27 protein-coding genes are annotated in these 23,574 nt (G+C 73.2%); 7 read left to right on the top strand and 20 right to left on the bottom strand.

The features are described 5' to 3' along the window. Positions 1 to 2: 2 nt before the first annotated feature. Positions 3 to 734: a VIT1/CCC1 transporter family protein gene (locus ACWCPM_RS21660; protein WP_450977860.1), complete on the bottom strand. Its 732-nt coding sequence runs from the start codon at positions 732 to 734 to the stop codon at positions 3 to 5. Positions 735 to 982: 248 nt separating this feature from the next. Here ACWCPM_RS21660 and ACWCPM_RS21655 point away from each other — a divergent pair, with 248 nt between their 5' ends. From ACWCPM_RS21655 to ACWCPM_RS21630, 6 genes are read left to right on the top strand one after another with little or no spacing between them, the layout of a single operon-like run. Beyond that, positions 983 to 2,035 carry an ADP-ribosylglycohydrolase family protein gene (locus tag ACWCPM_RS21655; protein ID WP_450977859.1) on the top strand — a complete coding sequence of 351 codons (1,053 nt, stop codon included), beginning with the start codon at positions 983 to 985 and terminating at the stop codon, positions 2,033 to 2,035. Continuing rightward, complete coding sequence (locus ACWCPM_RS21650) at positions 2,032 to 3,474, top strand: ADP-ribosylglycohydrolase family protein (RefSeq protein ID WP_450977858.1); 1,443 nt, start codon at positions 2,032 to 2,034, stop codon at positions 3,472 to 3,474. Before ACWCPM_RS21655 ends, ACWCPM_RS21650 begins: the two co-directional genes overlap by 4 nt. A gap of 8 nt (positions 3,475 to 3,482) precedes the next feature. Then, positions 3,483 to 4,658 carry an ADP-ribosylglycohydrolase family protein gene (locus ACWCPM_RS21645; RefSeq protein ID WP_450977857.1) on the top strand — a complete coding sequence of 392 codons (1,176 nt, stop codon included), beginning with the start codon at positions 3,483 to 3,485 and terminating at the stop codon, positions 4,656 to 4,658. Continuing rightward, on the top strand, positions 4,646 to 6,013 hold the full coding sequence (locus tag ACWCPM_RS21640; RefSeq protein WP_450977856.1) for an ADP-ribosylglycohydrolase family protein: 1,368 nt from the start codon (positions 4,646 to 4,648) through the stop codon (positions 6,011 to 6,013). Before ACWCPM_RS21645 ends, ACWCPM_RS21640 begins: the two co-directional genes overlap by 13 nt. Before the next feature lie 19 nt (positions 6,014 to 6,032). Beyond that, on the top strand, positions 6,033 to 7,229 hold the full coding sequence (locus ACWCPM_RS21635; protein ID WP_450977855.1) for a CaiB/BaiF CoA transferase family protein: 1,197 nt from the start codon (positions 6,033 to 6,035) through the stop codon (positions 7,227 to 7,229). Further along, complete coding sequence (locus tag ACWCPM_RS21630) at positions 7,226 to 8,053, top strand: HpcH/HpaI aldolase/citrate lyase family protein (protein ID WP_450977854.1); 828 nt, start codon at positions 7,226 to 7,228, stop codon at positions 8,051 to 8,053. Before ACWCPM_RS21635 ends, ACWCPM_RS21630 begins: the two co-directional genes overlap by 4 nt. A 67-nt stretch (positions 8,054 to 8,120) precedes the next feature. Here ACWCPM_RS21630 and lgt read toward each other — a convergent pair whose 3' ends face one another. The 11 genes from lgt to hisI all read right to left on the bottom strand — a co-directional run bounded on the left by lgt (position 8,121) and on the right by hisI (position 17,072). Beyond that, entirely contained in the window at positions 8,121 to 9,119 is a 999-nt protein-coding gene (gene lgt / locus ACWCPM_RS21625; RefSeq protein ID WP_450977853.1) for a prolipoprotein diacylglyceryl transferase, read from the bottom strand. 83 nt (positions 9,120 to 9,202) lie between these two features. Continuing rightward, complete coding sequence (locus tag ACWCPM_RS21620) at positions 9,203 to 9,976, bottom strand: DsbA family protein (RefSeq protein ID WP_450977852.1); 774 nt, start codon at positions 9,974 to 9,976, stop codon at positions 9,203 to 9,205. A gap of 111 nt (positions 9,977 to 10,087) precedes the next feature. Continuing rightward, positions 10,088 to 10,906: a tryptophan synthase subunit alpha gene (trpA, locus tag ACWCPM_RS21615; protein WP_450977851.1), complete on the bottom strand. Its 819-nt coding sequence runs from the start codon at positions 10,904 to 10,906 to the stop codon at positions 10,088 to 10,090. Next, positions 10,903 to 12,186, bottom strand: a complete 1,284-nt coding sequence (gene trpB / locus ACWCPM_RS21610; RefSeq protein WP_450977850.1) for a tryptophan synthase subunit beta — start codon at positions 12,184 to 12,186, stop codon at positions 10,903 to 10,905. The genes trpA and trpB overlap by 4 nt, the downstream gene beginning before the upstream one ends. Before the next feature lie 110 nt (positions 12,187 to 12,296). Further along, on the bottom strand, positions 12,297 to 12,461 hold the full coding sequence (trpM, locus tag ACWCPM_RS21605; protein ID WP_450977849.1) for a tryptophan biosynthesis modulator TrpM: 165 nt from the start codon (positions 12,459 to 12,461) through the stop codon (positions 12,297 to 12,299). Between the two features lie 22 nt (positions 12,462 to 12,483). After that, the gene (gene trpC, locus ACWCPM_RS21600; RefSeq protein WP_450977848.1) at positions 12,484 to 13,293 is read right to left on the bottom strand and encodes an indole-3-glycerol phosphate synthase TrpC; all 810 of its coding nucleotides are present in this window, start codon (positions 13,291 to 13,293) and stop codon (positions 12,484 to 12,486) included. Positions 13,294 to 13,483: 190 nt separating this feature from the next. Next, on the bottom strand, positions 13,484 to 13,909 hold the full coding sequence (locus tag ACWCPM_RS21595) for a DUF2752 domain-containing protein (protein ID WP_450977847.1): 426 nt from the start codon (positions 13,907 to 13,909) through the stop codon (positions 13,484 to 13,486). 104 nt (positions 13,910 to 14,013) lie between these two features. Next, positions 14,014 to 14,295 (bottom strand): HGxxPAAW family protein, encoded by a 282-nt coding sequence (locus ACWCPM_RS21590; protein WP_450977846.1) that lies wholly within the window; start codon positions 14,293 to 14,295, stop codon positions 14,014 to 14,016. Between the two features lie 137 nt (positions 14,296 to 14,432). Then, complete coding sequence (locus tag ACWCPM_RS21585; protein WP_450977845.1) at positions 14,433 to 15,083, bottom strand: TIGR02234 family membrane protein; 651 nt, start codon at positions 15,081 to 15,083, stop codon at positions 14,433 to 14,435. 52 nt (positions 15,084 to 15,135) lie between these two features. Next, positions 15,136 to 16,614, bottom strand: coding sequence for an anthranilate synthase component I (locus tag ACWCPM_RS21580; protein WP_450977844.1), 1,479 nt, complete (start codon positions 16,612 to 16,614; stop codon positions 15,136 to 15,138). Positions 16,615 to 16,625: 11 nt separating this feature from the next. After that, positions 16,626 to 17,072 carry a phosphoribosyl-AMP cyclohydrolase gene (hisI, locus tag ACWCPM_RS21575; RefSeq protein ID WP_450977843.1) on the bottom strand — a complete coding sequence of 149 codons (447 nt, stop codon included), beginning with the start codon at positions 17,070 to 17,072 and terminating at the stop codon, positions 16,626 to 16,628. An 83-nt stretch (positions 17,073 to 17,155) separates the two neighbouring features. Between hisI and ACWCPM_RS21570 the strand changes: the two genes are divergently transcribed. After that, entirely contained in the window at positions 17,156 to 17,791 is a 636-nt protein-coding gene (locus tag ACWCPM_RS21570; protein ID WP_450977842.1) for a TIGR03085 family metal-binding protein, read from the top strand. Between the two features lie 22 nt (positions 17,792 to 17,813). On the opposite strand, the gene hisF is transcribed toward ACWCPM_RS21570, so the two are convergent. From hisF to hisD, 8 genes are read right to left on the bottom strand one after another with little or no spacing between them, the layout of a single operon-like run. Further along, on the bottom strand, positions 17,814 to 18,569 hold the full coding sequence (hisF, locus tag ACWCPM_RS21565; protein WP_450977841.1) for an imidazole glycerol phosphate synthase subunit HisF: 756 nt from the start codon (positions 18,567 to 18,569) through the stop codon (positions 17,814 to 17,816). Continuing rightward, complete coding sequence (locus ACWCPM_RS21560; RefSeq protein ID WP_450977840.1) at positions 18,566 to 18,967, bottom strand: RidA family protein; 402 nt, start codon at positions 18,965 to 18,967, stop codon at positions 18,566 to 18,568. The genes hisF and ACWCPM_RS21560 overlap by 4 nt, the downstream gene beginning before the upstream one ends. Next, the gene (gene priA, locus ACWCPM_RS21555) at positions 18,964 to 19,689 is read right to left on the bottom strand and encodes a bifunctional 1-(5-phosphoribosyl)-5-((5-phosphoribosylamino)methylideneamino)imidazole-4-carboxamide isomerase/phosphoribosylanthranilate isomerase PriA (protein ID WP_450977839.1); all 726 of its coding nucleotides are present in this window, start codon (positions 19,687 to 19,689) and stop codon (positions 18,964 to 18,966) included. The genes ACWCPM_RS21560 and priA overlap by 4 nt, the downstream gene beginning before the upstream one ends. A gap of 4 nt (positions 19,690 to 19,693) precedes the next feature. After that, the gene (gene hisH, locus ACWCPM_RS21550) at positions 19,694 to 20,341 is read right to left on the bottom strand and encodes an imidazole glycerol phosphate synthase subunit HisH (protein ID WP_450977838.1); all 648 of its coding nucleotides are present in this window, start codon (positions 20,339 to 20,341) and stop codon (positions 19,694 to 19,696) included. After that, a complete protein-coding gene (locus ACWCPM_RS21545) occupies positions 20,332 to 20,496 on the bottom strand; it encodes a hypothetical protein (RefSeq protein ID WP_450977837.1) in 165 nt (54 codons plus the stop codon). Before ACWCPM_RS21545 ends, hisH begins: the two co-directional genes overlap by 10 nt. Further along, a complete protein-coding gene (gene hisB, locus ACWCPM_RS21540; RefSeq protein WP_362992372.1) occupies positions 20,493 to 21,086 on the bottom strand; it encodes an imidazoleglycerol-phosphate dehydratase HisB in 594 nt (197 codons plus the stop codon). Before hisB ends, ACWCPM_RS21545 begins: the two co-directional genes overlap by 4 nt. After that, positions 21,083 to 22,189 (bottom strand): histidinol-phosphate transaminase, encoded by a 1,107-nt coding sequence (locus ACWCPM_RS21535; protein WP_450977836.1) that lies wholly within the window; start codon positions 22,187 to 22,189, stop codon positions 21,083 to 21,085. Before ACWCPM_RS21535 ends, hisB begins: the two co-directional genes overlap by 4 nt. Continuing rightward, a complete protein-coding gene (gene hisD / locus ACWCPM_RS21530; RefSeq protein WP_450977835.1) occupies positions 22,186 to 23,511 on the bottom strand; it encodes a histidinol dehydrogenase in 1,326 nt (441 codons plus the stop codon). Before hisD ends, ACWCPM_RS21535 begins: the two co-directional genes overlap by 4 nt. Between the last annotated feature and the right edge of the window lie 63 nt (positions 23,512 to 23,574).

Raw genomic sequence — 23,574 nt, 5'->3', positions numbered from 1 at the left:
TACTATCCTACGGCCGTTCCGAACAGACTGCCCAGGGCATACGTCACACCGGCCGCGGCGCCGCCGAGGGCGAGCTGCCGCAACCCGCTGAACCACCAGGTCCGCGCCGTCACCCTGGCCACCACGGCGCCGCACCCGAAGAGTCCGAGCAACGCGAGCAGCACCGCCGGCCACAGCGCGGTCGCGCCGAGCAGATACGGCAGTACGGGGAGCAGGGCGCCGAGCGCGAAGGCTCCGAAGCTCGACACCGCCGCGACCAGCGGCGACGGAAGATCGCCGGGATCGATGCCGAGCTCCTCGCGGGCATGGATCTCCAGCGCCCGCTCGGGGTCGGCCGACAGCTGCCGGGCCACCTCGCGGGCCAGCTCCGGCTCCACACCGCGCGCCTCGTAGAGCCGGGCCAGCTCGGCCTCCTCGTCCTTCGGGTGCTTGCGCAGTTCACGGCGCTCCACGTCCAGTTCGGCCTCGACCAGCTCCCGCTGGGAGGCCACCGACGTGTACTCGCCGGCGGCCATGGAGAAGGCGCCGGCGGCCAGCCCCGCGAGCCCGGTCAGCACGATGCCCTGCCGGCCGACCGCACCGCCCGCGACGCCGGTCATCAGCGCCAGGTTGGAGACCAGGCCGTCCATCGCGCCGAAGACGGCGGGGCGCAGCCAGCCGCCGTTGACGTCCCGGTGCGTGTGGTTGTCGCGATGCGCCTCGTGCAGCGCCGCCTCGGTCTCGATGATGGCCATGCCGATCCCCCGGAGAATGCCTACTTGGATGTGTTCCACTTTTTGACAAGCACCAGCCTATGTCGCCGAATCCGCCCCCGCCAGGAAGGAAAGGCTCCGCTAACCTGCGGTTTTACCCGTTCTCGCTCATTAGATGATCTATCCGCTCAGATGTCGACCGGGTGACTCTGAGGCTCGTGAGGCTGCGCGGCGCACCGCACCGGGGACAGTTCCGCAAAGGGTCACCCGCCCTGAGAGGAGAGGCCGCGATGCCATCGATCGCCCGCGTTCCCCCGGTACCGGCCCCCGGGGACGCCGCCGGTCTCCGTTCCCGGGCCCGCGGCGCCCTGCTCGGCCTCGCCGTCGGCGACGCCCTGGGCGCCCCCGCCGAGAACATGAAACCGTCCGAGATCCGTGCCCGCTGGGGCCGTATCACCGGCTACGTCGCCGAACGCCCCTCGGGAACGGACGACACCGAGTACGCGATCTTCTCGGGCCTGCTGCTCGCCCGGCACGGCTCCGCCCTCACCCCCGCCCATGTGGAGGCGGCCTGGCACGCCTGGATCGCGGACCGTGCCGAGGGCCAGTTCCGGGGCGCGGGCTTCAGCGAACGCGGCACCCTGGAGAACCTCCGCCGCGGCCTCGCCGCCCCGATCTCCGCCCAGCACCGGCACGCCTGGAGCGACGGCCTCGCGATGCGCGCCGCGCCCTTCGGGGTGTTCGCCGCGGGCCGCCCCGCCGAGGCGGCCCGCCTGGTCGCGATCGACGGCTCCGTCAGCCACGAGGGCGAGGGCATCTACGGCGGACAGGCGGTCGCGGCCGGGGTCGCGGCGGCGATGGCGGGCGCCCCGGCCACCGCCGTGGTCGCCTCGGCGCTCGCCGTCGTGCCCGACGACTCCTGGACCGCGCGCTCCCTGCGACGGGCCGTGGTCGTCGCCCACCGCGGGGAACGCGCGGTGCGCTCGGCCGTCGTCATCGGCGGCTACCCGTGGACCGACCTCGCCCCCGAGGCCGTCGCCCTCGCCTTCGGCGCGTACGCGGCGGCCGACGGCGACTTCGAGGAGGCGGTGCTGACGGCCGTCAACATGGGCCGGGACGCCGACACCACGGCCGCGGTCGCGGGCGCCCTGGCCGGCGCGTCGCAGGGCGAGGCCGCGATCCCGCGGGAGTGGGCGGCGGCGATCGGCCCGGCGCGGGGCAGCTGCCTGCCGTCGATGGCCGGCCACCACGTACTGGACGTGGCGGACCTGCTCACCCCGGAGGACGACGGCCCCTACCGCGCCGGCCGTGCGACGGCCGCGGCGGAAGAGGCGAACCGATGAAACCTCCGACCCCGTGGGACGAGACAGCCCCCCTGGCCCTGGACACGCCCCCGACGTCGACGGACCTGGACGGGGCCCTGACAAGCGACCCGGACCCGGGCCCAGACCCGGACCTGGGCCCGGGCCCCGTCCTCGTCCCCGTATCCGTATCCGCACCCGCACCCGCACCCGCACCCGCTGACGGCGAGCACCACCCACCGGGGCCACCCACTCCCGCCGACGAAAGCCGCACGGGCGGTGCGGGCGGTTCGGGCGGTTCGGGCGGTGCGGGCGAAAAACACAGCGCCGAAGGCGAAGTCGGGGCCGAGACCCCGCGCCCCTCCACCGGCAGCAGAATCGAAGGCCTCCTGCTCGGCCTCGCCGCGGGCGACGCCGCCGGCTGGCCCGCGGCCCGCCACCGGGCCGCCCGTATGCCCGAGTGGACCCGCCGCCTCACCCGCGAACTCGACACCTTCGCCGAGCACAACGCCACGACCACCCTCCCCGTCCCGATCGCCCTCAACCAGCCCCCCGAACCCCTCCGCCTCGGCCCCTCCGACGACGCCGAGTGGGCCGCCTTCGCCGCCGAGGCCGTGCTGCGCGCCGGCGACGACACCGTCCTCGGCGACCTCAGCCGGGAACGCCGGGTACGCGCGGCCATCGACCTGACCTGGAACTCCGTGGCCAGCGAGGTGGCGGCGGCGGCGATGCGCGCCCCCGAGGTCGAGTCCGCCGTCCTCCCGCTGCGCGCCCGCATCTCCGTCCGGGCCGGCCTCGGCAACCTCGCCGCCGGCCTGCGCCCGCCCGCCACAGGTCATGACAACCCGCACTACTTCGACGACGCCGCCTGCGTCCGGGCCTGTGTGCTCGCCGTCGCCCACCCGGGCGACCCCGCGCGTGCCGCGTCCCTCGCCGAGTTCGACGCCCGCTACACCCAGGACGGCGACGGCGTGCACGGCGCCCGCGCGATGGCCGCCGCCGTCTCCGTCGCCCTCACCGGCGCCACGCCGCACGTCTGTGTGACGGCGGCGCTCGCCGAACTGCCCGAGGGCACGGAGATCGGCCGCAACGCCCGCCACGCCCTGAAGCTGGCCGCGGACTCCGTCGGCGCCTTCGCGCTGATCCCCCTCCTGGAACACCAGATCGTGGACCACGTCTACAGCTACGGCATCGCCGCCGCCGAGACGGTCCCGGTGGCGCTCGCCCTCACCGTGGCCTCCCGGGGCCGGATCGCGGAGGCGGTGCCCGCCGCGGCCTGCCTCTCGCGCGTCGCGGACTCCGCCCCGGCCCTCACCGGCGCCCTCACCGGCGCGCTCGGCGGCAGCGCGGCGATCCCCGGCACCTGGCGCGACGCCTGCCGGCACCTCTCCGGCTGCGCACTCCCCCGGCTGACCGGCACCGACCTGGTGGAACTCGCCGAACTCCTGGAAGCCGCGCAACCGGCCCCGCCAGGAGGATGATTCGGCTCATGACCCCCAAAGGAGAAGAAAACCGGGCAGACTCCCTCAGTGAGCGGATCACCGGTGCCCTCGTCGGCGCGGCCGTCGGCGACGCCCTCGGCGGCCCCGTCGAGGGCTACTCCCCCGACCAGATCACCGAGCGCCACGGCGGCCGCGTCCACGGCGTCGTCGGCCCCTGGAACGGCGGCGCCTGGCGTACGGCCCGCCCCCTCGCGCCGTACCACAAGGGCGACGGCCACGTCACCGACGACACCTTGATGACCCACGCGCTGGTACGGGTCTACACCGAGGTCCGCGACCATCTCGACGCCTACGCCGTCGCCGACCACCTGGTCCCGGACCTCATCACCACACCGCGCTGGATCCCGGAGCTGGAGGCACGGGCCCTCCCCCTGCAGCGGATCTTCCTGGCGGAGAAGTGGCTGGTGGCACGGATCCACTACGGCCACGTCGACCCCCGGGAGGCCGGCGTCGGCAACATCGTCAACTGCGGTGCCGCGATGTACATGGCCCCGGTCGGGCTGGTCAACGCGGCCAACCCGGCGGGTGCCTACGCCGAGGCGCTGGACGTCGCGGGCGCCCACCAGTCGTCGTACGGCCGCGAGGCGGCGGCCGTCTTCGCGGCGGCGGTGGCGGCGGCCTGCGCTCCCGGGGCGACACCGGACTCGGTGGTGGCGACCTGCCTGGAGCACGCCAAGGACGGCACCCGTGCGGCGATCGCGGCGGTGTGCGAGGTGGCCTCCGGACACTCGGACTTCGAGTCGGCGCTGGTGCCGCTGCGCGAGGCGGTCACCCCCTACGACACCGTGGGCCCCGACTACCGCACCCCCTCGCTCGGCGCCCGCCGACCCTCCCGCCTGCACTCCATCGAGGAACTCCCCATCGCGCTCGGCATGTTGCTGGTCGCGGGCGGCGACTACCGCCAGGCGGTCCTGGGCTCGGTGAACTACGGCCGCGACTGCGACTCGATCGCCACGATGGCGGGCGCGCTGGCCGGGGCCCTGGGCTCCCCGGTCCCGGACGAGTGGTCGAAGACGGTGGCGGAGGCCAGCCGGCTGGACCTGTGGGAACCGGCGCGCGCGCTCGGCGAGGTCGCGCAGGAGATCTTCCGGCGGGACGTGCGCCGGCGCCGCACCCACGAGGAGTCGTTCGCCGCTCTGGGAGGCACCGGATGCTCCGGCTGACCTGGGTCCAGCCCGAGGACCTGCTCGGCCACGAACTCCACCAGGCGCACCAGGACGGCCGCCGGCCGACCGCCGTCGAGAGGCGCTGGAACCTGGCGGGCGGTCCCGACGCCCCGGTCCGGGCGGGCGCCTCCCCGCGACCGGCCTCCCGCTACCTGCGGCAACTGGCCGAGGACCTGCTGGACGAGCTGGCGGACCTGCCCAGCCGGCTCCAGGACCGGGAGCCGACGGGCCTGGCGCGGATCAGGGCCCTGTGCCCCGACTGGCCGTCACCGGAGCGCACCACCGTCCCCCCGGCCGATCTGGAGGCACGCCTGCACGCGGCCTGGCTGGGCCGGGCCGTCGGCTGCCTGCTGGGCAAACCCGTCGAGAAGCTCCCTCTCACCGGAATCCGTCAACTCGCCCGCGCCACCGGCAACTGGCCCCTGACCGGCTACTTCACCGCCCGCGGAGTCCCCCGGTCACTCCTCGACACCCACCCCTGGAACCGCCGCTCGGCCGGCACCTCGCTCGCCGAGAACATCGACGGCATGCCCGAGGACGACGACCTCAACTACCCCCTGCTCAACCTCCTCCTGCTCCAGCGCCGCGGCAAGGACTTCACCACCGCGGACGTGGCCGGCCTCTGGCTCGACGAACTCCCCGCGGGCCGCGCCTTCACGGCGGAACGCGTCGCCTACCGCAATCTCCTCACCGGCATCGAGCCCCCGCACACCGCCCGCCACCGCAACCCCTTCCGCGAATGGATCGGCGCCCTCATCCGCGCCGACGTCCACGGGTGGACCCACCCCGGCGACCCCGCCGCGGCGGCCGAACAGGCGTACCGGGACGCCACCCTCAGCCACACCGCGAACGGGGTCTACGCGGCGATGTTCACCGCCGCCACCCTTGCCACCGCCGCCACCGGCTCCGCCGACGTCCACACCTGCCTGCGCACCGGACTCTCCGTCGTCCCCCCGTGGTCCCGGCTGGCCGAGGCCGTCCGCCACGCCGTGCAACTCGCGTCCTGCCAGGAGGACTTCGAGACGGTCGTGGACGAACTGCACACCCGGCACGCCGCCTACCACTGGGTCCACGCCGTCCCCAACACCGCCCTGATCGCCGCGGCCCTCACCCACGCGGACGGCGACTTCACGGGCGCCGTCTGCCGCGCGGTCTCCGGCGGCTGGGACACCGACTCCAACGGGGCGACGGCCGGCAGTGTCGCCGGCCTCCTCGCCGGCACCCCCGGCTCGCTCCCGGACCACTGGACCGCCCCCCTCAAGAACCGCCTCGCCACCTCCATCGCGGACTTCGACGGCACCGGCTTCGACACGCTGGCCCACCTCACCCTCCTGGAGGCGACCCGCCCATGACCCGTACCGAGTGCACGGCATGACCACGCCCACCCCGCCCCTCGGCGGCCTCCGCGTCCTCGACATGGCCACCCTCTTCGCCGGACCTCTCGCCGCCACCCTCCTCGGCGACTTCGGCGCGGAGGTCATCAAGATCGAGCACCCCGGGAAACCGGACCCCTCCCGGGGCCACGGCCCCGCCAAGGACGGCATCGGCCTGTGGTGGAAGCACCTCGGCCGCAACAAACGCACCATCACGCTCGACCTCTCCAAGCCCGGCGGCCAGGCCACCCTGCGCCGCCTGGCCGCTGGCGCGGACGTCGTCATCGAGAACTTCCGCCCGGGCACCCTGGAGAAATGGGACCTCGGCTGGCCGGAACTCTCCGCCGTCAATCCCCGTCTGATCCTCACCCGCGTCACCGCCTTCGGGCAGTTCGGCCCCTATGCCCACCGGCCGGGCTTCGGCACCCTCGCCGAGGCGATGAGCGGCTTCGCCGCGATCACCGGCGAACCCGACTCGCCCCCCACCCTCCCGCCCTTCGGGCTCGCCGACTCCATCGCGGGCCTCGCCACGGCGTACGGGGTGATGGCCGCCCTGGCCGCCCGCGACCGCACCGGTGAGGGCCAGGTCGTCGACATGGCGATCATCGAGCCGATCCTCACGGTCCTCGGCCCGCATCCCCTCTGGTACGACCAGCTCGGCCATGTCCAGCCCCGCACCGGCAACCGCTCCCAGAACAACGCCCCCCGCAACACCTACCGCACGTCGGACGGAAGCTGGGTCGCGGTCTCGACCTCGGCCCAGTCCATCGCCGAACGCGTGATGCGTCTGGTCGGCCGCCCCGAGCTGATCGACGAGCCGTGGTTCGCCACCGGCGCCGACCGCGCCCGGCACGCGGACGTCCTCGACGAGGCGGTCGGCGGCTGGATCGCGGAGCGCCCCCGCGACGAGGTCCTCGCGGCCTTCGAGAAGGCGGAAGCGGCGGTGGCCCCGATCCAGGACATCCGCGACGTGATGACCGATCCCCAGTACGCGGCCCTGGACACCGTCACCACCGTCGACGACCCGGACCTCGGCCCCCTGCGCATGCAGAACGTCCTCTTCCGCCTCTCCGCCACGCCCGGCGCCATCCGCTGGGCGGGCCGGGCCCACGGCGCGGACACCGACGAGGTGCTCACCGAACTGGGCCTGACGCCCGAGGAACTGACCGCCCTGCGCGCGGAGGGCGCCCTGTGACCACCCTGCTGACCTGGCTCTACGCCCCCGGCGACCGCCCCGACGTGGTCCGCAAGGCCCTCGCCGCGGGCGCCGACGTCGTCGTGGTCGACCTGGAGGACGCCGTCGCGCCCGAGCGCAAGGACTACGCCCGCTCCGCCACCGCGGAACTCCTGTCCGAGCCCGACCACCCCGCGCCGGTGCACGTCCGCGTCAACGCCCTGGACACCCCGTGGGCGGACACGGACCTGAAGACCCTCGCCGCGCTCCCCGGCGTGTCGGGCCTGCGCCTGCCGAAGGTGGCCTCGCCCCGCCACATCACGCAGACCGCGGACCGGACGGACGCCGACGGCGGGCCGCCGCCCCTGTACGCGCTGCTGGAGTCCGCCCTCGCCATCGAGCACGCCTACGCCATCGCCTCCGCCCACCCCGCACTGCGCGGCATCTCCCTGGGCGAGGCCGATCTGCGGGCCGACCTCGGCGTGCGATGCGACAGCGGCCTCGACTGGCCCCGCTCGCGCATCGTCAACGCGGCGCGGGCGGCTGCCCTCGCCCCGCCACCCCAGTCGGTGCACCCCGACGTCCGCGACCTGGACGGGCTCGCGGCCACCTGCGCCCACGGCAGGGCCCTCGGCTTCCTGGGCCGGGCCGCCATCCACCCCCGTCAGCTCCCGATCATCGAACGGGCCTACCTCCCCACCCCCGAGGAGATCGAGAAGGCCGAGACCATCCTCAAGGCGGCGGCCGTCAACCACTCCGCGCAGGCCCTCCCGGACGGCACGTTCGTCGACGCGGCGGTGGTCGGCGAGGCCACCCGGACCCTGGCGCTGGCCCGACGCGACTGACGCGCCGGAACACGAAGAGGGCGCCCGGAAGAACTCCGGGCGCCCTCGGCCGCGTACGACGGAATCGTCAGCTCTTCTTCGTCGCCGTCCCCGCCTCGTCCTCGGCCTTCGCGGGCTCGGCGTCCTCGGAGCCGGCCTCCTCCGAGGAGCCGTCGGCCTTCCCGTCCTTCTCCGCCGCGTCGGTGTCGCCGGAGGCGTCCGCCGCGTCGGCCGCGTCGCTCTTGTCGGCGTTCCCGGTGCCGTCGCCGGAGGGGTCCGGCTCGACCACGGCCTCGCGGCCCGGACGCTTCTTCGCGGAGACCACGAGGTAGACCACCGCCAGCAGGAACACCGCCAGCGCGGTCCAGTTGTTCAGCCGCAGGCCCAGGATGTGGTGGGCGTCGTCGACCCGCATGTACTCGATCCAGAACCGGCCCGCGCAGTAGGAGGCCACGTACAGCGCGAAGGCCCGGCCGTGGCCGAGGTTGAACCGCCGGTCGGCCCAGACCACCAGCACCGCGACACCGATGCACCACAGGGACTCGTAGAGGAACGTCGGGTGGTAGTACCCCGGCACCCGCCCGGCCTCCGTGGACGTGATGTGCAGCGCCCAGGGGAGGTCGGTCTCCCGCCCGTACAGCTCCTGGTTGAACCAGTTCCCCCAGCGTCCGATCGCCTGCGCCAGGGCGATACCGGGGGCGACGGCGTCGGCGTACGCGGGCAGCGGGATGCCCCGCCGGCGGCAGCCGATCCACGCGCCGACCGCGCCCAGCGCGATCGCGCCCCAGATGCCGAGGCCGCCCTCCCAGATCTTGAGGGCGTCCACCCAGTCACGGCCCTCGCTGAAGTACAGCTCGTAGTCCGTGATCACGTGGTAGAGACGGCCGCCGACCAGGCCGAACGGCACCGCCCAGACCGCGATGTCGGCCACAGTGCCGGTGCGCCCACCACGGGCGATCCAGCGTTTGTTGCCGTACCACACGGCCACGAAGACGCCGAGGATGATGCAGAACGCGTAGCCGCGCAGCGGGACCGGGCCGATGTACAGCACTCCGCGCGACGGGCTGGGGATGTAGGCAAGTTCCATGGCAGGGTCGACGCTACCGTGCCGGGCACACCCGATGTCGAGCTGCCCGGCTACGGCTCCATAACAGGCCCGGTGGGCGCGGCTCAGCCGGCCGCGGCCTCCTGCACCTGCTGCTTCAGCTTCGCGGGCGTCATCGTCTGGTCCTGGTAGATGTTCTTGCCGTTGAGCAGCACGGTCGGCGTGCCCGAGAAGCCGCCCTTGCCGAAGGCCTCGTTGGACTTGTCGACCCAGCTGTCGTGCCGGCCGTCCTCGACGCACGTGCGGAACGCGGGCGTGTCCAGGCCCTTGACCTTCCCGGCCAGCTCGATCAGCTTCGCGTCGTCCGCGAAGGCGTCGTCCGTCTCGGGCGGCTGGTTGTCGTAGAGCACGTCGTGGTAGGCGGTGAAGTGGCCGGCGTCCTGTGCGCAGGCCGCGGCGTTGGCGGCGTTGCGGGAGCCGGTGCCGCCCATGTTGCCGTCGATGATCGTTGCCAGCCGGTAGTCCACCCTCAGCTGTCCGGCGTCCGTCAGCTCATGGATCGTCGAGCGGTAGGTCCGCTCGAAGGACTGGCACGCCGGGCAGCGGAAGTCCTCCCAGACCGTGAGAGTCGACTTGGCGTCGCCCTTGCCGACGGGGATGGCGAGGTTGTCCTCGCCGTTCGCCCCCGAGGGGGCCACGACCGGGCCCGCGCTGTCCCCGGTGTCCTTGCCGGCGTTCGCGGCGACCACGCCGATCACCGCGGCCAGGCCCAGGACGCCGACGACCGCCGCACTGACGATCAGCGTCCGCCTGCGCCTGTCCGCGGCCCTCTGCTTGTCACGCTCGACCGCCAGCCGCTCGCGGGCGGTGCGCTTTCCGTCACGGTTCTTCTCGCTCACACCCGCAGAACGAACCGGGGAGGCGCACCGCGCCTCCCCGGTCCCAGGTCCACCCGTACGAGGGACTCCTACGACGTGCCGCTCCGTGCCCGGAGGAACGCGGACCGGCTGCTAAGCCTGTCCGCGCACGCCCTTCGCCAGGTCGCCCGCGAGCGCGCGGACCGCCTCGACGCCGGCCGCGTCGTCCGGCGCCTCCAGCATCCGCTTGACGAACGCCGAGCCGACGATCACCCCGTCGGCGAAGCCGGCCACCTCGGCGGCCTGCCTGGCGTCGGAGACGCCGAGCCCGACGCACACCGGCAGGTCGGTGCCGGTGTCCCGGGTGCGTCGCACCAGGTTCTCCGCCTGCGTCCCGACCGACTCACGGGTGCCCGTGACGCCCATCAGCGAGGCGGCGTACACGAAGCCGCTGCCCGCCGCGGTGATCTGCGCGAGCCGCTCGTCCTTGCTGCTGGGCGCGACGACGAACACCGTCGCCAGGCCGTGCTTCTCGGCGTGCTCGCGCCACAGCGCCGACTCCTGCACCGGCAGGTCGGGCAGGATGCAGCCGGCGCCGCCCGCCTCGGCGAGCTCGGCGGTGAAGCGCTCGACGCCGTAGCGGTCGACGGGGTTCCAGTAGGTCATGACGAGGATCGGCTTGCCGGTGGCCTCGTGCGCCTCACGGACGGTGCGCAGGACGTCCGCGATCCTCACCCCGCCGCGCAGGGCGATGTCGTCGGCGGTCTGGATGACGGGGCCGTCGAGCACGGGGTCGCTGTGCGGCAGGCCGACCTCCACGACGTCGGCGCCGCCGTCGAGCGCGGCCTTGATCGCCGCGATGCCGCCGTCCACGGTCGGGAACCCGGCCGGGAGGTAGGCGATGAGGGCGGCACGCCCCTCGGACCTCGCCGCGGCGAGGGTGTCGCTCAGCAGCCGGATGTTCCCGCTCACTTGGCGTCCCCCTCGATCTCGGCGGTGCCGGCGGCGTCCTCGGCGACCTCCGCGTCCGTGTCGTAGAGCCCGAAGTACCGGGCGGCGGTGTCCATGTCCTTGTCGCCGCGGCCGGACAGGTTGATCAGGATCAGCCCGTCCTCGCCCAGCTCCCGGCCGACGTCCAGGGCTCCGGCCAGCGCGTGGGCGCTCTCGATGGCCGGGATGATCCCCTCGGTGCGCGACAGCAGCCGCAGTGCCTGCATCGCGGCGTCGTCGGTGACCGCGCGGTACTCGCCCCGGCCGCTGTCCCTGAGGTAGGAGTGCTCGGGGCCGATGCCGGGGTAGTCGAGTCCGGCGGAGATCGAGTACGGCTCGGTGATCTGGCCCTCGTCGTCCTGGAGGACGTAGGAACGCGAACCGTGCAGGATGCCGGGCTCGCCCGCGGTCAGCGTGGCCGCGTGCTCACCGGTCTCCACGCCGTGCCCGGCGGGCTCGCAGCCGATGAGGCGTACGTCCGTGTCCGGGATGAAGGCGTGGAACAGGCCGATGGCGTTGGACCCGCCGCCGACGCAGGCGACGGCCGCGTCGGGCAGCCGGCCGGCGCGCTCCAGGAGCTGGCGCCGGGCCTCGACGCCGATGACCCGGTGGAAGTCGCGGACCATGGCGGGGAAGGGGTGCGGACCCGCCACCGTGCCGAACAGGTAGTGGGTGTGGTCGACGTTGGCGACCCAGTCGCGGAACGCCTCGTTGATGGCGTCCTTGAGCGTGCGGCTGCCGGACTTCACGGCGATGACCTCGGCGCCGAGCATGCGCATCCGGGCCACGTTCAGGGCCTGGCGCCGGGTGTCGACCTCGCCCATGTAGATCGTGCAGTCGAGGCCGAAGAGGGCGCACGCGGTGGCCGTGGCGACGCCGTGCTGCCCGGCGCCGGTCTCGGCGATGACTCGGGTCTTGCCCATCCGCCGGGTCAGCAGGGCCTGGCCCAGCACATTGTTGATCTTGTGCGAGCCGGTGTGGTTCAGGTCCTCGCGCTTGAGGAAGACCCGGGCGCCACCGGCGTGCTCGGCGAACCGGGGCACCTCGGTGAGGGCGCTCGGGCGACCGGTGTAGTGGGCGAGCAGGTCGTCGAGTTCGCGGGCGAACTCGGGGTCGTGCTTGGCCTTGTCGTACTCGACGGCGACCTCGTCGACGGCGGCGACGAGGGCCTCGGGGATGAACTTACCGCCGAAGGCTCCGAAGTAGCCCTCGGGGGTGGGGAGTTGACCCTGTGGGTCGGGGATGAAGAAGGTGCTGGACATGCGTGAGCCTCACGGTGAGTGTGCGGAAAGGGCACTGAGCGCCGTGGGGGCGGGTGTGGTTCGATTCGACTGCGGGTGCGCTGTGGCCCCTCGCGCAGTTCCCCGCGCCCCTAAGAGGCCTGCTGCCATCGACGGCCGTTGACCTGGCCGGGTTCGGCACCGATGACGTAGCGGACACGGCGGCCGTGCACCCGGCGGGCGGGGGCGCGGCAGCCCCGGGGGCGGCAGCCGCGCGCGAGGCGGGCGTGCCGGTCCGGGGTCGTCGTGGTCGTCATCGTCGCCAAGCCTACCGGCGGGTCAGCCCCGGCCGTGCCGCAACGCGGGGTGGGCACCCGCCGCCACCAGGTCGGACACCGCCGTCTTCGGGTCCTTGCCGGTGACCAGGGACTCGCCGACGAGCACGGCGTCGGCGCCCGCGTTGGCGTAGGCGATGAGGTCGTGCGGGCCGCGGATGCCGGACTCGGCGACCTTGACGACGCTCTCCGGGATCTCCGGGGCGACCCGCTCGAAGGTGCCCCGGTCGACCTCCAGCGTCTTGAGGTTGCGCGCGTTGACGCCGATGAGCTTGGCGCCCGCGTCGACCGCGCGGTCGACCTCGTCCTCGTCGTGCACCTCGACCAGGGGGGTGAGCCCGATGGACACCGCCCGCTCGATCAGGGACTCCAGGGCGGGCTGGTCGAGGGCGGCGACGATCAGCAGGGCGAGGTCGGCACCGTAGGCCCGTGCCTCCCACAGCTGGTAGGAGGTGACGATGAAGTCCTTGCGCAGGACGGGGATGTCCACGCGCGCGCGGACCGCCTCCAGGTCGGCGAGGGAGCCGCCGAAACGGCGCTGTTCGGTGAGGACGGAGATGACGGCCGCGCCGCCCGCCTCGTAGTCCGCCGCGAGGCCGGCCGGGTCCGCGATGGCGGCCAGCGCGCCCTTGGAGGGGCTGGACCGCTTGACCTCGCAGATGACCTTGACGCCCTCGCCACGCAGGGCGGCCAGTCCGTCCTTGGCCGTGGGGGCCTTCGCCGCGCGCTCCTTGAGCTCGTCGAGGCTCACACGCGCCTGCCGCTCCGCGAGGTCGGCACGGACTCCGTCGATGATCTCGTCGAGCACACTCACGCGAGTGGCCCCCTTCCAGACGGTTGACTGTCGAAGCGGCACCGAAAAGGAAAACCGGTGGTCATTGCGATGGTATCCGGAGCCGGGCGTATGCCTCGCATCCGGTTGACGGCGGTCCCTCCCGCACTCTCGGACCAGCTTCGCACGGTTCGGGCGGGCGGCGCCCTCTACCTGGAGCTCCGCCAGATGATCAAGGGTGGAGCCAGCCACCGAAGGGCAGGTTCCGGACAACCGTGAAGAGCAGCAGCAACGCGCCCGCGGTCCACATGACGGCGGGCCGTGGATCGAGCCGCACGGGACGCCCGCGCGCGGCACGGACCATCCAGACGGTCCACAGCACGGCGAAGAGCAGATAGCCGGCGACCGCCACGGCGTTGGCGTGCAGCGCCGCCGCGAGGTCGCCGTGCACGAAGGCGTGCGCGCTGCGCAGGCCGCCGCAGCCGGGGCAGTACAGGCCGGTCACACGCAGCAGCGGGCACACCGGGTAGTGGCCGGGTTCGTTGGGGTCCACGGCGCCCACATAGGCGAAGGCGGCCACGACGGCCGCCAGGACGCCGACGGGAGCGGCCGACCGTCCGGCGCGGATGCTGCGGCTGTCGGCGTTCATGCCCCGCATTGTGCCCCGCGAGGGCGGCAAAGGCGCGCGAGGGGCGGCCCCGCGCGGTGCGGGGCCGCCCCTCGACGAGGTCATGACGGCGGAGGAAGGCCGTACGGAAAGGGTCAGCTCTCGACGGCGACCGGCCGGCGCGGGTTCACGGTGCCCACGGGCTGCGTGGCGCCGGAGACCATCCGCAGGGGCTGTGCCTTGGGCGCGCCGAGGCCCATCGAGCGCATGATCCCGCCGACGACACCGCCCAGGATCACGATCGCCATGCCGCCCCAGAAGCCGAGCGGGATGTTGCGGACCATGAAGGCACCCGCGACGCAGAAACCGATGAAGATGATCATGGTGCCGGTCCAGGCGGCGGGGGTGTGACCGTGCCCGTGGCTGCTTTCCGCCATTGCTTGCTCCTCGTTGCTGTGTGCGTGTGTGAGCGTGACGCTCGCGGTCCATTGTCCCGTACGCGCGCGCCGACCGGGCCTCCGGGGCTCGTCCCGGGTGCGTCTGATTCGCCACACCGGGACGGCTGCCCCGCAGGTTAGGCCGCTCCGGTACCGGTCGGGTCCTCGCCGCGGTCCAGGGCCTTCCAGAGGTCCTCGGGACGGTCGGGGTCGACGGCCGGGGCGCTGCGGCGGGGACGGGGGGCGCCGCCGCGCTCGTAGCGGCCGGACATCGCGGGCCACAGGCGGCCGTAGCGCAGGGCGAGCAGCCCGGCGAGCAGGAGGAGGGCACCGCCCACCGCCGCGGCGTACGGCCACGCCGTGTGGGTCAGGGCCTGGACGGTGGCGGAGGTGTCCCCGGACGCCTGCGCCGCCTTCTCGTCGAGCGCGGAGCTGTCGGAGGCGCCGTACAGGGCGGCGGCGACCGTTCCGGCGCCGCAGAGCGCGAGCAGCCCGGCCACCAGGAAGCGTCCGGCGCGGCGGACGGCGAAGACGGCGACCAGCGCGGCGAGGCCCACTATGGCGAGGGCCGCCGGGACGCCGGTGACGTCACTGCCCCGGGCGGTCAGCGGGAAGGCGCCACCGGCCACCGACGCGGTGCCCTCCGACCACTGCTGACGGGTGGCCAGCAGCGCCACGGCCGCGCCGAGCGCACCGCTCAGCAGGGCGAGGGCAAGACTCCGGCGCCCGGGACGCGCGTCGCCGGGGACTTCGGTACGGGGGTGAGGAACAGCAGTCACGTACTCCACTATCGCCTGCCCGGACCGTGCGGTGTCACCCGGGGTTCACGTGAGAAGCGCCCTATGGTGCGAGCCGGTTCGCCGTGTGGACCGCGCGCAGGACCGCCGCCGCCTTGTTGCGGCACTCCGTGTCCTCGGCGATCGGGTCGGAGTCCGCGACGATGCCCGCTCCCGCCTGCACGTACGCGGTGCCGTCGCGCAGCAGGGCCGTGCGGATGGCGATGGCGGTGTCCGAATCGCCGGCGAAGTCGAGGTAGCCGACGCAGCCGCCGTACAGCCCGCGGCGGGACGGCTCCAGTTCGTCGATGATCTGCATCGCGCGCGGCTTGGGCGCGCCGGAGAGGGTGCCCGCCGGGAAGCAGGCCGTCAGCACGTCGAAGGCGGTGCGGCCGGCGGCGACCCGGCCCGTGACCGTGGAGACGATGTGCATCACGTGCGAGTAGCGCTCGACGGACATGAAGTCGACGACCTCCACCGAGCCGGGTTCGCAGACCCTGCCGAGGTCGTTGCGGCCGAGGTCGACCAGCATGAGGTGCTCCGCGCGCTCCTTGGGGTCGGCGAGCAGTTCCTCGGCGAGGGCCTGGTCCTCCTGCGGGGTGGCGCCGCGCGGCCGGGTGCCGGCGATGGGGTGCACCATCGCCCGCCCTTCCTCGACCTTGACCAGTGCCTCGGGCGAGGAGCCGACGACGTCGAAGCCCTCGAAGCGCAGCAGGTACATGTAGGGCGAGGGGTTGGTCGCCCTGAGCACCCGGTAGACGTCCAGCGCGCTCGCGGTGCACGGCGTCTCGAACCGCTGCGACGGCACGACCTGGAACGCCTCGCCGGCCCGGATGCGCTCCTTGATGTCCTCGACGGCCGTGTGGAAGTCGGGTCCGCCCCACAGCGCGCTGTACTCCGGCAGCTCGGAGGGCGGCAGCACGGCCGGGGGCTGGGCCACCGCACGCGTCAGGTCGGCCTCCATGGCGTCGAGGCGGGCCACGGCGTCCGCGTACGCCTCGTCGACGCCGGTGTCCAGGTCGTTGTGGTTGATCGCGTTGGCGATCAGCAGGACCGAGCCCTCCCAGTGGTCCATGACCGCGAGGTCGCTGGTGAGCAGCATGGTCAGCTCGGGCAGCTTCAGGTCGTCCCGCTCACCGGGGCCGATCTTCTCCAGGCGGCGGACGATGTCGTAGCCGAGGTAGCCGACCATGCCGCCGGTGAAGGGCGGCAGGCCCTCCTGGTGGGGCGTGTGCAGCGCTTCGATGGTGGCGCGCAGGGCGGCCAGTGGGTCGCCTTCGACGGGCACGCCCACGGGGGGATCGCCGAGCCAGTGCACCCGGCCGTCCCGCTCGGTGAGCGTCGCGGCGCTGCGGACGCCGACGAACGAGTAGCGCGACCAGGAGCGCCCGTTCTCCGCGGACTCCAGCAGGAACGTGCCGGGGCGCTCGGCGGCGAGCTTGCGGTAGAGCCCGACCGGGGTGTCGCCGTCGGCGAGGAGCTTGCGGGTGACGGGGACGACGCGGCGGTCGGAGGCCAGCTTGCGGAAGGTCTCGAGGTCCATGGCGGCCGACCCTACTGATCGCGGGCGGGCACGCCGCGGTCGGCGTCCCCCAGCAGCACGTCGGCGTCGAAGCAGGTGCGCGCGCCGGTGTGGCAGGCGGCGCCGACCTGGTCGACCTGGACGAGCACGGTGTCGGCGTCGCAGTCGAGAGCGACGGACTTCACCCACTGGAAGTGGCCGGAGGTGTCGCCCTTGACCCAGTACTCCCCGCGGCTGCGCGACCAGTACGTGCAGCGGCCCGTCGTCAGCGTGCGGTGCAGGGCCTCGTCGTCCATCCAGCCCAGCATCAGCACCTCACCGGTGTCGTACTGCTGGGCGATGGCGGGCAGGAGCCCGTCCGCGCTGCGCTTGAGACGCGCGGCGACCTCCGGGTCGAGGCCACTGGATGGAGCGCCGCGGCGCGCAGCGCCTCGATGAGGGGCGGTGGCCGGGTGACGGGCGGGCGGCGTACTGGTCATGGGTGCCATTGTGCCGCGCCGCACCGACAGTCCCGGGCCGCCGTCCACTGGGCGGTACGCATACGCGGTCGTAGGCTGACCGCATGTCGACCTTTGCCCAGCGTGAACGGCTTCTCCTCGCCGACCTCCTGGAGACCGCCGGTCCGGACGCCACCACCCTGTGCGAGGGCTGGCTGACCCGGGACCTGGCCGCGCACGTGGTCGTGCGCGAGCGCCGCCCGGACGCGGCCGGCGGCCTGCTGATCAAGCAGCTCGCGCCCCGTCTGGAGAAGGTGATGGAGGAATACGCGGACAAGCCGTACGAGGAGCTGATCCAGCTCATCCGCTCCGGCCCGCCGCGCTTCTCACCCTTCCAGCTCAAGCAGATCGACGAGATGTCGAACACCATCGAGTTCTACGTCCACACCGAGGACGTCCGCCGCGCCCAGCCCGACTGGACGACCCGCGAGCTCGACCCGGTCTTCCAGGACGCCCTGTGGTCCCGGCTGGAACGCACCGCCCGCCTGATGGGCCGCGGGGTCCCCACGGGCCTGGTGCTGCGCCGTCCCGACGGCCAGACGGCGGTCGCCCACCGCGGCACCCCGGTCGTCACGGTGACCGGTGAGCCGTCCGAGCTGCTGCTGTTCGTCTACGGCCGGCAGGGCGCCGCGAAGGTGGACGTCGACGGCGACGCGGACGCGATCACGCGGCTGGAGGAGAGCAGGCAGCTCGGCATCTGAGACGCGTCAGCGGCGGCCGGGCTCACCGGACGGGGTGGCCCGCCGTCCGCAGCGTCTCCTTGACCTCGCCGATCCGCAGATCGCCGAAGTGGAACACCGAGGCGGCGAGGACGGCGTCCGCGCCCGCGGCGACGGCCGGCGGGAAGTGGGCCAGCCGGCCCGCGCCGCCGGAGGCGATCACCGGCACGGTGACGTGCCCCCGCACCGCGGCGATCATCTCCAGGTCGTAGCCGTCCTTGGTGCCGTCCGCGTCCATCGAGTTGAGCAGGATCTCGCCGGCGCCCAGCTCGGCGGCCCGGTGCGCCCACTCGACGGCGTCGATGCCGGTGCCCTTGCGGCCGCCGTGGGTGGTGACCTCGAAGGAGCCGGAGTCGGTGCGGCGGGCGTCGACCGAGAGCACCAGGACCTGGCGGCCGAAGCGCTCGGCGATCTCGCGGATCAGGTCGGGCCGCGCGATGGCCGCCGTGTTGACGCCCACCTTGTCGGCGCCCGCCCGCAGCAGCTTGTCCACGTCCTCGGCCGTGCGCACCCCGCCGCCGACCGTCAGCGGGATGAAGACCTGCTCGGCGGTGCGGCGCACCACGTCGTAGGTCGTCTCCCGGTTGCCGGAGGACGCGGTGATGTCCAGGAAGGTCAGCTCGTCGGCGCCCTCGGCGTCGTACACCTTGGCCATCTCGACGGGGTCGCCCGCGTCGCGCAGGTTCTGGAAGTTGACGCCCTTGACGACCCGGCCGCCGTCCACGTCCAGGCAGGGGATGACTCGGACCGCCAGGGTCATGACCGCTCGGCTCCTCGGTATGCCTCTACTTCGACCTCGACCAGGATGCGCGGGTCCACGAAGCCCTCCACCACGAGGAGGGTGGACACCGGCCGTACCGCGTCGAAGATCTCCCGGTGGGCGCGGCCCGCCTCGTCCACGTCCCGCGCGTGCGTCAGGTACATCCGGGTGCGGATCACGGACTCCACGCCGAGCCCGAACTCGCCGATCGCCTCGATCGTGCCGGCGAAGGCCACCTTGGCCTGTTCGTACGGGTCGCCCTCGCCGTACAGCACGTCGCCCTTGAAGGACGTCGTGCCCCCGACCAGCACCCGGTCGCCCGCGACGACCGCGCGCGCGAACCCGAACGACTCCTCCCAGGGACTGCCGCTCTGCACACGCCGTACGGCTTCGCTCATGACGACACAGCCTCCAGTGCCTCTTCCAGGGTGAACGCCTTGGCGTACAGCGCCTTCCCGACGATGGAGCCCTCGACACCGAGGGGCACGAGCGCGGCGATGGCCCGCAGGTCCTGCAGCGAGGACACACCGCCGGAGGCCACGACCGGGCGGTCGGTCACCGCGCAGACGTTCTTCAGCAGCTCCAGGTTCGGACCCTGGAGCGTGCCGTCCTTGGCGATGTCGGTGACGACGTACCGCGCGCAGCCCTCCTTGTCGAGGCGCTCCAGCGTCTCGTAGAGGTCGCCGCCGTCGCGGGTCCAGCCGCGTCCGCGCAGCGTCGTGCCGCGTACGTCCAGACCGACCGCGATCTTGTCGCCGTGCCGGGCGATGACCTCGGCGACCCACTCGGGGGTCTCCAGGGCCGCCGTGCCGAGGTTGACGCGGGTGCAGCCGGTGGCGAGTGCGGCGGCGAGGGTGTCGTCGTCGCGGATGCCGCCGGACAGCTCCACCTTGATGTCCATCGCCCCGGTGACCTCGGCGATCAGCGCGCGGTTGTCGCCGGTGCCGAAGGCGGCGTCCAGGTCGACCAGGTGCAGCCACTCGGCGCCCGCCCGCTGCCAGGCCAGGGCGGCCTCCAGGGGGGAGCCGTACGAGGTCTCCGTGCCGGACTCGCCGTGCACGAGGCGGACGGCCTGTCCGTCGCGGACGTCGACGGCGGGGAGCAGTTCGAGCTTGGCCATGTCTCTACAGGGTTCCGATCCAGTTGGTGAGCAGCTGCGCTCCGGCGTCGCCGGACTTCTCGGGGTGGAACTGCGTGGCCCACAGGGCGCCGTTCTCCACGGCGGCCACGAAGGGCTTGCCGTGCGTGGACCAGGTGACGAGCGGTGCGCGCATCGCCGGGTTCGCCGTCTGAAAGGTCCAGTCCTGGACGGCGTAGGAGTGCACGAAGTAGAAGCGGGCGTCGGCGTCCAGGCCGGCGAACAGCTCGGAGCCGGCCGGTGCCTCCACGGTGTTCCAGCCCATGTGCGGCACGATGTCGGCCTGCAGCGGCTCGACCGCGCCGGGCCACTCGTCGAGGCCCTCGGTCTCGACGCCGTGCTCGATGCCGCGGGCGAACAGGATCTGCATGCCCACGCAGATGCCCATCACGGGGCGCCCGCCGGCCAGCCGCCGGTCGACGATCCAGTCGCCGCGGGCCTCGCGCAGTCCGGTCATGCAGGCGGCGAACGCGCCGACGCCCGGCACCAGCAGGCCGTCCGCGTTCATGGCCTTGTCGAAGTCACGCGTGATCTCGACGTCGGCACCCACGCGCGCGAGGGCGCGCTCGGCCGACCTCACGTTGCCGAAGCCGTAGTCGAAGACGACCACGCTCTTGGCGGCGCTCAATTCCACACCTCCAGCCGCAGGACGCCCGCGAACAGGCACAGCGCGGCGCCGATGGAGAGCAGCACGATCAGGCTCTTGGGCATCTGCTGCTTGGCGAACGAGATGATGCCGCCGAGCAGGAAGAGGCCGACGACGATCAGCAGGGTGGACGTCCCGTTCACAGCGCGCCCTTCGTGGAGGGGAGGATGCCGGCGGCGCGCGGGTCGCGCTCGGAGGCGTAGCGCAGGGCCCGGGCCAGCGCCTTGAACTGGCACTCCACGATGTGGTGCGCGTTGCGGCCGTAGGGCACGTGCACGTGCAGCGCGATCTGTGCCTGGGCGACGAAGGACTCCAGGATGTGCCGGGTCATCGTCGTGTCGTACTCGCCGATCATCGGCGCCATCTTCTCGGGCTCGGTGTGCACGAGGTAGGGGCGGCCGGACAGGTCGACGGTGACCTGGGCGAGGGACTCGTCCAGCGGGACCGTGCAGTTGCCGAAGCGGTAGATGCCCACCTTGTCGCCGAGCGCCTGCTTGAAGGCGGCGCCCAGCGCGAGCGCGGTGTCCTCGATGGTGTGGTGCGAGTCGATGTGGAGGTCGCCCTCGGTCTTCACGGTCAGGTCGAACAGGCCGTGCCGGCCGAGCTGGTCGAGCATGTGGTCGTAGAAGCCGACCCCGGTCGACACGTCGACCTTTCCGGTGCCGTCGAGATCGATCTCGACGAGGACCGAGGTCTCCTTTGTCGTGCGCTGCACGCGTCCCACGCGGCTCATGAACTCTGCTCCTTCTTCAACTCACGGACCGCGTCGAGGAACGCGTCGTTCTCCTCCGGGGTCCCGGTGGTGACCCGAAGCCACCCCGGTACGCCGTTGTCCCGGACCAGGACGCCCCGGTCGAGGATCCTCCGCCAGACCTCGTGGGCGTCGGCGAACCGGCCGAACTGCACGAAGTTGGCGTCCGACTCGGTGACGTCGTAGCCGATCGCGCGCAGTTCGGCGACCAGCCGGTCCCGTTCGGCCTTCAGCTGCTCGACGTAGCCGAGCAGGGTGCCGGTGTGCTCCAGGGCGGCCAGGGCGGTCGCCTGGGTGACCGCCGAGAGGTGGTACGGCAGCCGGACGAGCTGCACGGCGTCGACGACGGCCGGGGCCGCGGCCAGATAGCCGAGGCGCAGGCCCGCCGCGCCGAAGGCCTTGGACATCGTCCGGGAGATCACCAGGTGCGGCCGGCCCTCCAGCAGCGGCAGCAGGGACTGGCCGTGGCTGAACTCGACGTACGCCTCGTCCACGACCACCATCGACGGCTTCGCGGCCTGCGCGGCCTCGTAGAGGGCTTCCACCGTCTCGCGCGGGACCGCGTTGCCGGTGGGGTTGTTGGGGGTGGTGACGAAGACGACGTCGGGCCGGTGCTCGGCGATCGCCCGCGCGGCGGCCTCGGCGTCGAGGGAGAAGTCGGCCCGCCGGGGACCGGCGATCCAGCCGGTGCCCGTCCCGCGCGCGATGAGCCCGTGCATCGAGTACGACGGCTCGAAGCCGAGGGCCGTGCGGCCCGGGCCGCCGAAGGTCTGCAGCAGCTGCTGGATGACCTCGTTGGAGCCGTTGGCCGCCCAGACGTTGGCGAGGCCGACCTCGTGACCCGAGGTCGTGGTCAGGTACGCGGCGAGCCGGGTGCGCAGTTCGACCGCGTCGCGGTCGGGGTAGCGGTTGAGGTTCCGGGCCGCCTCGCGAACCCGCTCGGCGATCCGTTCGACCAGCGCCTCGGGCAGCGGGTAGGGGTTCTCATTGGTGTTCAGCCGTACGGGCACGTCCAACTGGGGCGCGCCGTAGGGGGACTTGCCTCGCAGCTCGTCCCGTACGGGGAGGTCGTCGATGCCCGTCACTTGCTCTCCGGTACCTTCCACCCGAACCTGGCTTTGATCGCCGCGCCGTGCGCCGGCAGGTCCTCCGCCTCCGCCAGCGTCACCACATGGTGCGCGACCTCGGCCAGCGCGTCGCGCGTGTAGTCGACGATGTGGATGCCGCGCAGGAAGGACTGCACGGACAGGCCCGAGGAGTGGCAGGCGCAGCCGCCGGTGGGCAGGACGTGGTTGGACCCGGCCGCGTAGTCGCCCAGCGAGACCGGCGCCCAGGGGCCGATGAAGATCGCGCCGGCGTTGCGGACCCGGTCGGCCACCGCTGCCGCGTCGGCCGTCTGGATCTCCAGGTGCTCGGCGCCGTACGCGTCGACCACCCGCAGCCCCTCGTCGACGCCGTCGACCAGGACGATCGCGGACTGCCTGCCCTTGAGGGCGGGGACGATCCGGTCGTCGACGTGCTTGGTGGCCGCGACCTGCGGTTCCAGCTCCCGCTCCACCGCGTCGGCCAGCTCGACGGAGTCGGTGACCAGCACGGCCGCCGCCAGCGGGTCGTGCTCGGCCTGGCTGATCAGGTCGGCGGCGACATGCGCCGGGTCGGCGGTGGCGTCGGCCAGCACGGCGATCTCGGTCGGGCCGGCCTCGGCGTCGATGCCGATCTTCCCGGTGAAGAAGCGCTTGGCGGCGGCGACCCAGATGTTGCCCGGGCCGGTGACCATGTTCACGGGCGGGCAGGACTCGGTGCCGTACGCGAACATCGCCACGGCCGTCGCGCCGCCGGCCGCGTACACCTCGTCGACGCCCAGCAGGGCGCAGGCGGCGAGGATCGTGGGGTGCGGCAGCCCGCCGAACTCGGCCTGCGCGGGGGAGGCGAGCGCGATCGACCCGACGCCGGCCTCCTGGGCGGGCACGACGTTCATGACCACGGACGACGGATAGACCGAGCGGCCACCGGGCGCGTAGAGGCCGACCCGGTCGACCGGCACCCACTTCTCGGTGACCGAGCCGCCGGGCACGACCTGGGTGGTGCGGCTGGTGCGGCGCTGCTCGCGGTGGACGAGGCGGGCCCGCCTGATGGACTCCTCCAGGGCCGCGCGCACGGCCGGATCGAGCTCCTCCAGCGCCCGGGTGAGCGCCGCCGCGGGCACCCGCACCCGGTCGAGCCTGACGCCGTCGAACCTCTCGGCGAAGTCGATCAGCGCCGCGTCGCCCCGATGATGCACGGCCTCGCAGATGGGACGCACCTTCTCCAGGGCGGCCGCGACGTCGAAGTCGGCTCGGGGCAGCAGGTCGCGCAGGGCGGGACCCTCCGGGAGGGCGTCGCCGCGCAGATCGATTCGGGAGATCACACACCCAATTCTCGCAGACCCGGACGCGGCGCCGTCCGCGCGTATCAGTGGCTGATACGAGAC

The organism is Streptomyces sp. NPDC002309 (assembly GCF_053593375.1).
The sequence above is the reverse complement of the archived record's forward strand: the minus strand, read 5'-3'. Positions and strand labels throughout refer to the sequence as shown.

Bases quoted from the DNA above. Each gene is read 5' to 3' on its own strand.
- trpB (WP_450977850.1), bottom strand. From the start codon at position 12,186: ATGTCCAGCACCTTCTTCATCCCCGACCCACAGGGTCAACTCCCCACC.
- ACWCPM_RS21570 (WP_450977842.1), top strand. From the start codon at position 17,156: ATGTCGACCTTTGCCCAGCGTGAACGGCTTCTCCTCGCCGACCTCCTG.
- ACWCPM_RS21640 (WP_450977856.1), top strand. From the start codon at position 4,646: ATGCTCCGGCTGACCTGGGTCCAGCCCGAGGACCTGCTCGGCCACGAA.
- ACWCPM_RS21650 (WP_450977858.1), top strand. From the start codon at position 2,032: ATGAAACCTCCGACCCCGTGGGACGAGACAGCCCCCCTGGCCCTGGAC.
- ACWCPM_RS21590 (WP_450977846.1), bottom strand. From the start codon at position 14,295: ATGGCGGAAAGCAGCCACGGGCACGGTCACACCCCCGCCGCCTGGACC.
- ACWCPM_RS21660 (WP_450977860.1), bottom strand. From the start codon at position 734: ATGGCCATCATCGAGACCGAGGCGGCGCTGCACGAGGCGCATCGCGAC.
- ACWCPM_RS21595 (WP_450977847.1), bottom strand. From the start codon at position 13,909: ATGCGGGGCATGAACGCCGACAGCCGCAGCATCCGCGCCGGACGGTCG.
- hisB (WP_362992372.1), bottom strand. From the start codon at position 21,086: ATGAGCCGCGTGGGACGCGTGCAGCGCACGACAAAGGAGACCTCGGTC.
- ACWCPM_RS21560 (WP_450977840.1), bottom strand. From the start codon at position 18,967: ATGAGCGAAGCCGTACGGCGTGTGCAGAGCGGCAGTCCCTGGGAGGAG.
- hisI (WP_450977843.1), bottom strand. From the start codon at position 17,072: ATGACCAGTACGCCGCCCGCCCGTCACCCGGCCACCGCCCCTCATCGA.
- ACWCPM_RS21580 (WP_450977844.1), bottom strand. From the start codon at position 16,614: ATGGACCTCGAGACCTTCCGCAAGCTGGCCTCCGACCGCCGCGTCGTC.
- lgt (WP_450977853.1), bottom strand. From the start codon at position 9,119: ATGGAACTTGCCTACATCCCCAGCCCGTCGCGCGGAGTGCTGTACATC.
- hisF (WP_450977841.1), bottom strand. From the start codon at position 18,569: ATGACCCTGGCGGTCCGAGTCATCCCCTGCCTGGACGTGGACGGCGGC.
- ACWCPM_RS21645 (WP_450977857.1), top strand. From the start codon at position 3,483: ATGACCCCCAAAGGAGAAGAAAACCGGGCAGACTCCCTCAGTGAGCGG.
- ACWCPM_RS21655 (WP_450977859.1), top strand. From the start codon at position 983: ATGCCATCGATCGCCCGCGTTCCCCCGGTACCGGCCCCCGGGGACGCC.
- trpM (WP_450977849.1), bottom strand. From the start codon at position 12,461: ATGACGACCACGACGACCCCGGACCGGCACGCCCGCCTCGCGCGCGGC.
- priA (WP_450977839.1), bottom strand. From the start codon at position 19,689: ATGGCCAAGCTCGAACTGCTCCCCGCCGTCGACGTCCGCGACGGACAG.
- ACWCPM_RS21635 (WP_450977855.1), top strand. From the start codon at position 6,033: ATGACCACGCCCACCCCGCCCCTCGGCGGCCTCCGCGTCCTCGACATG.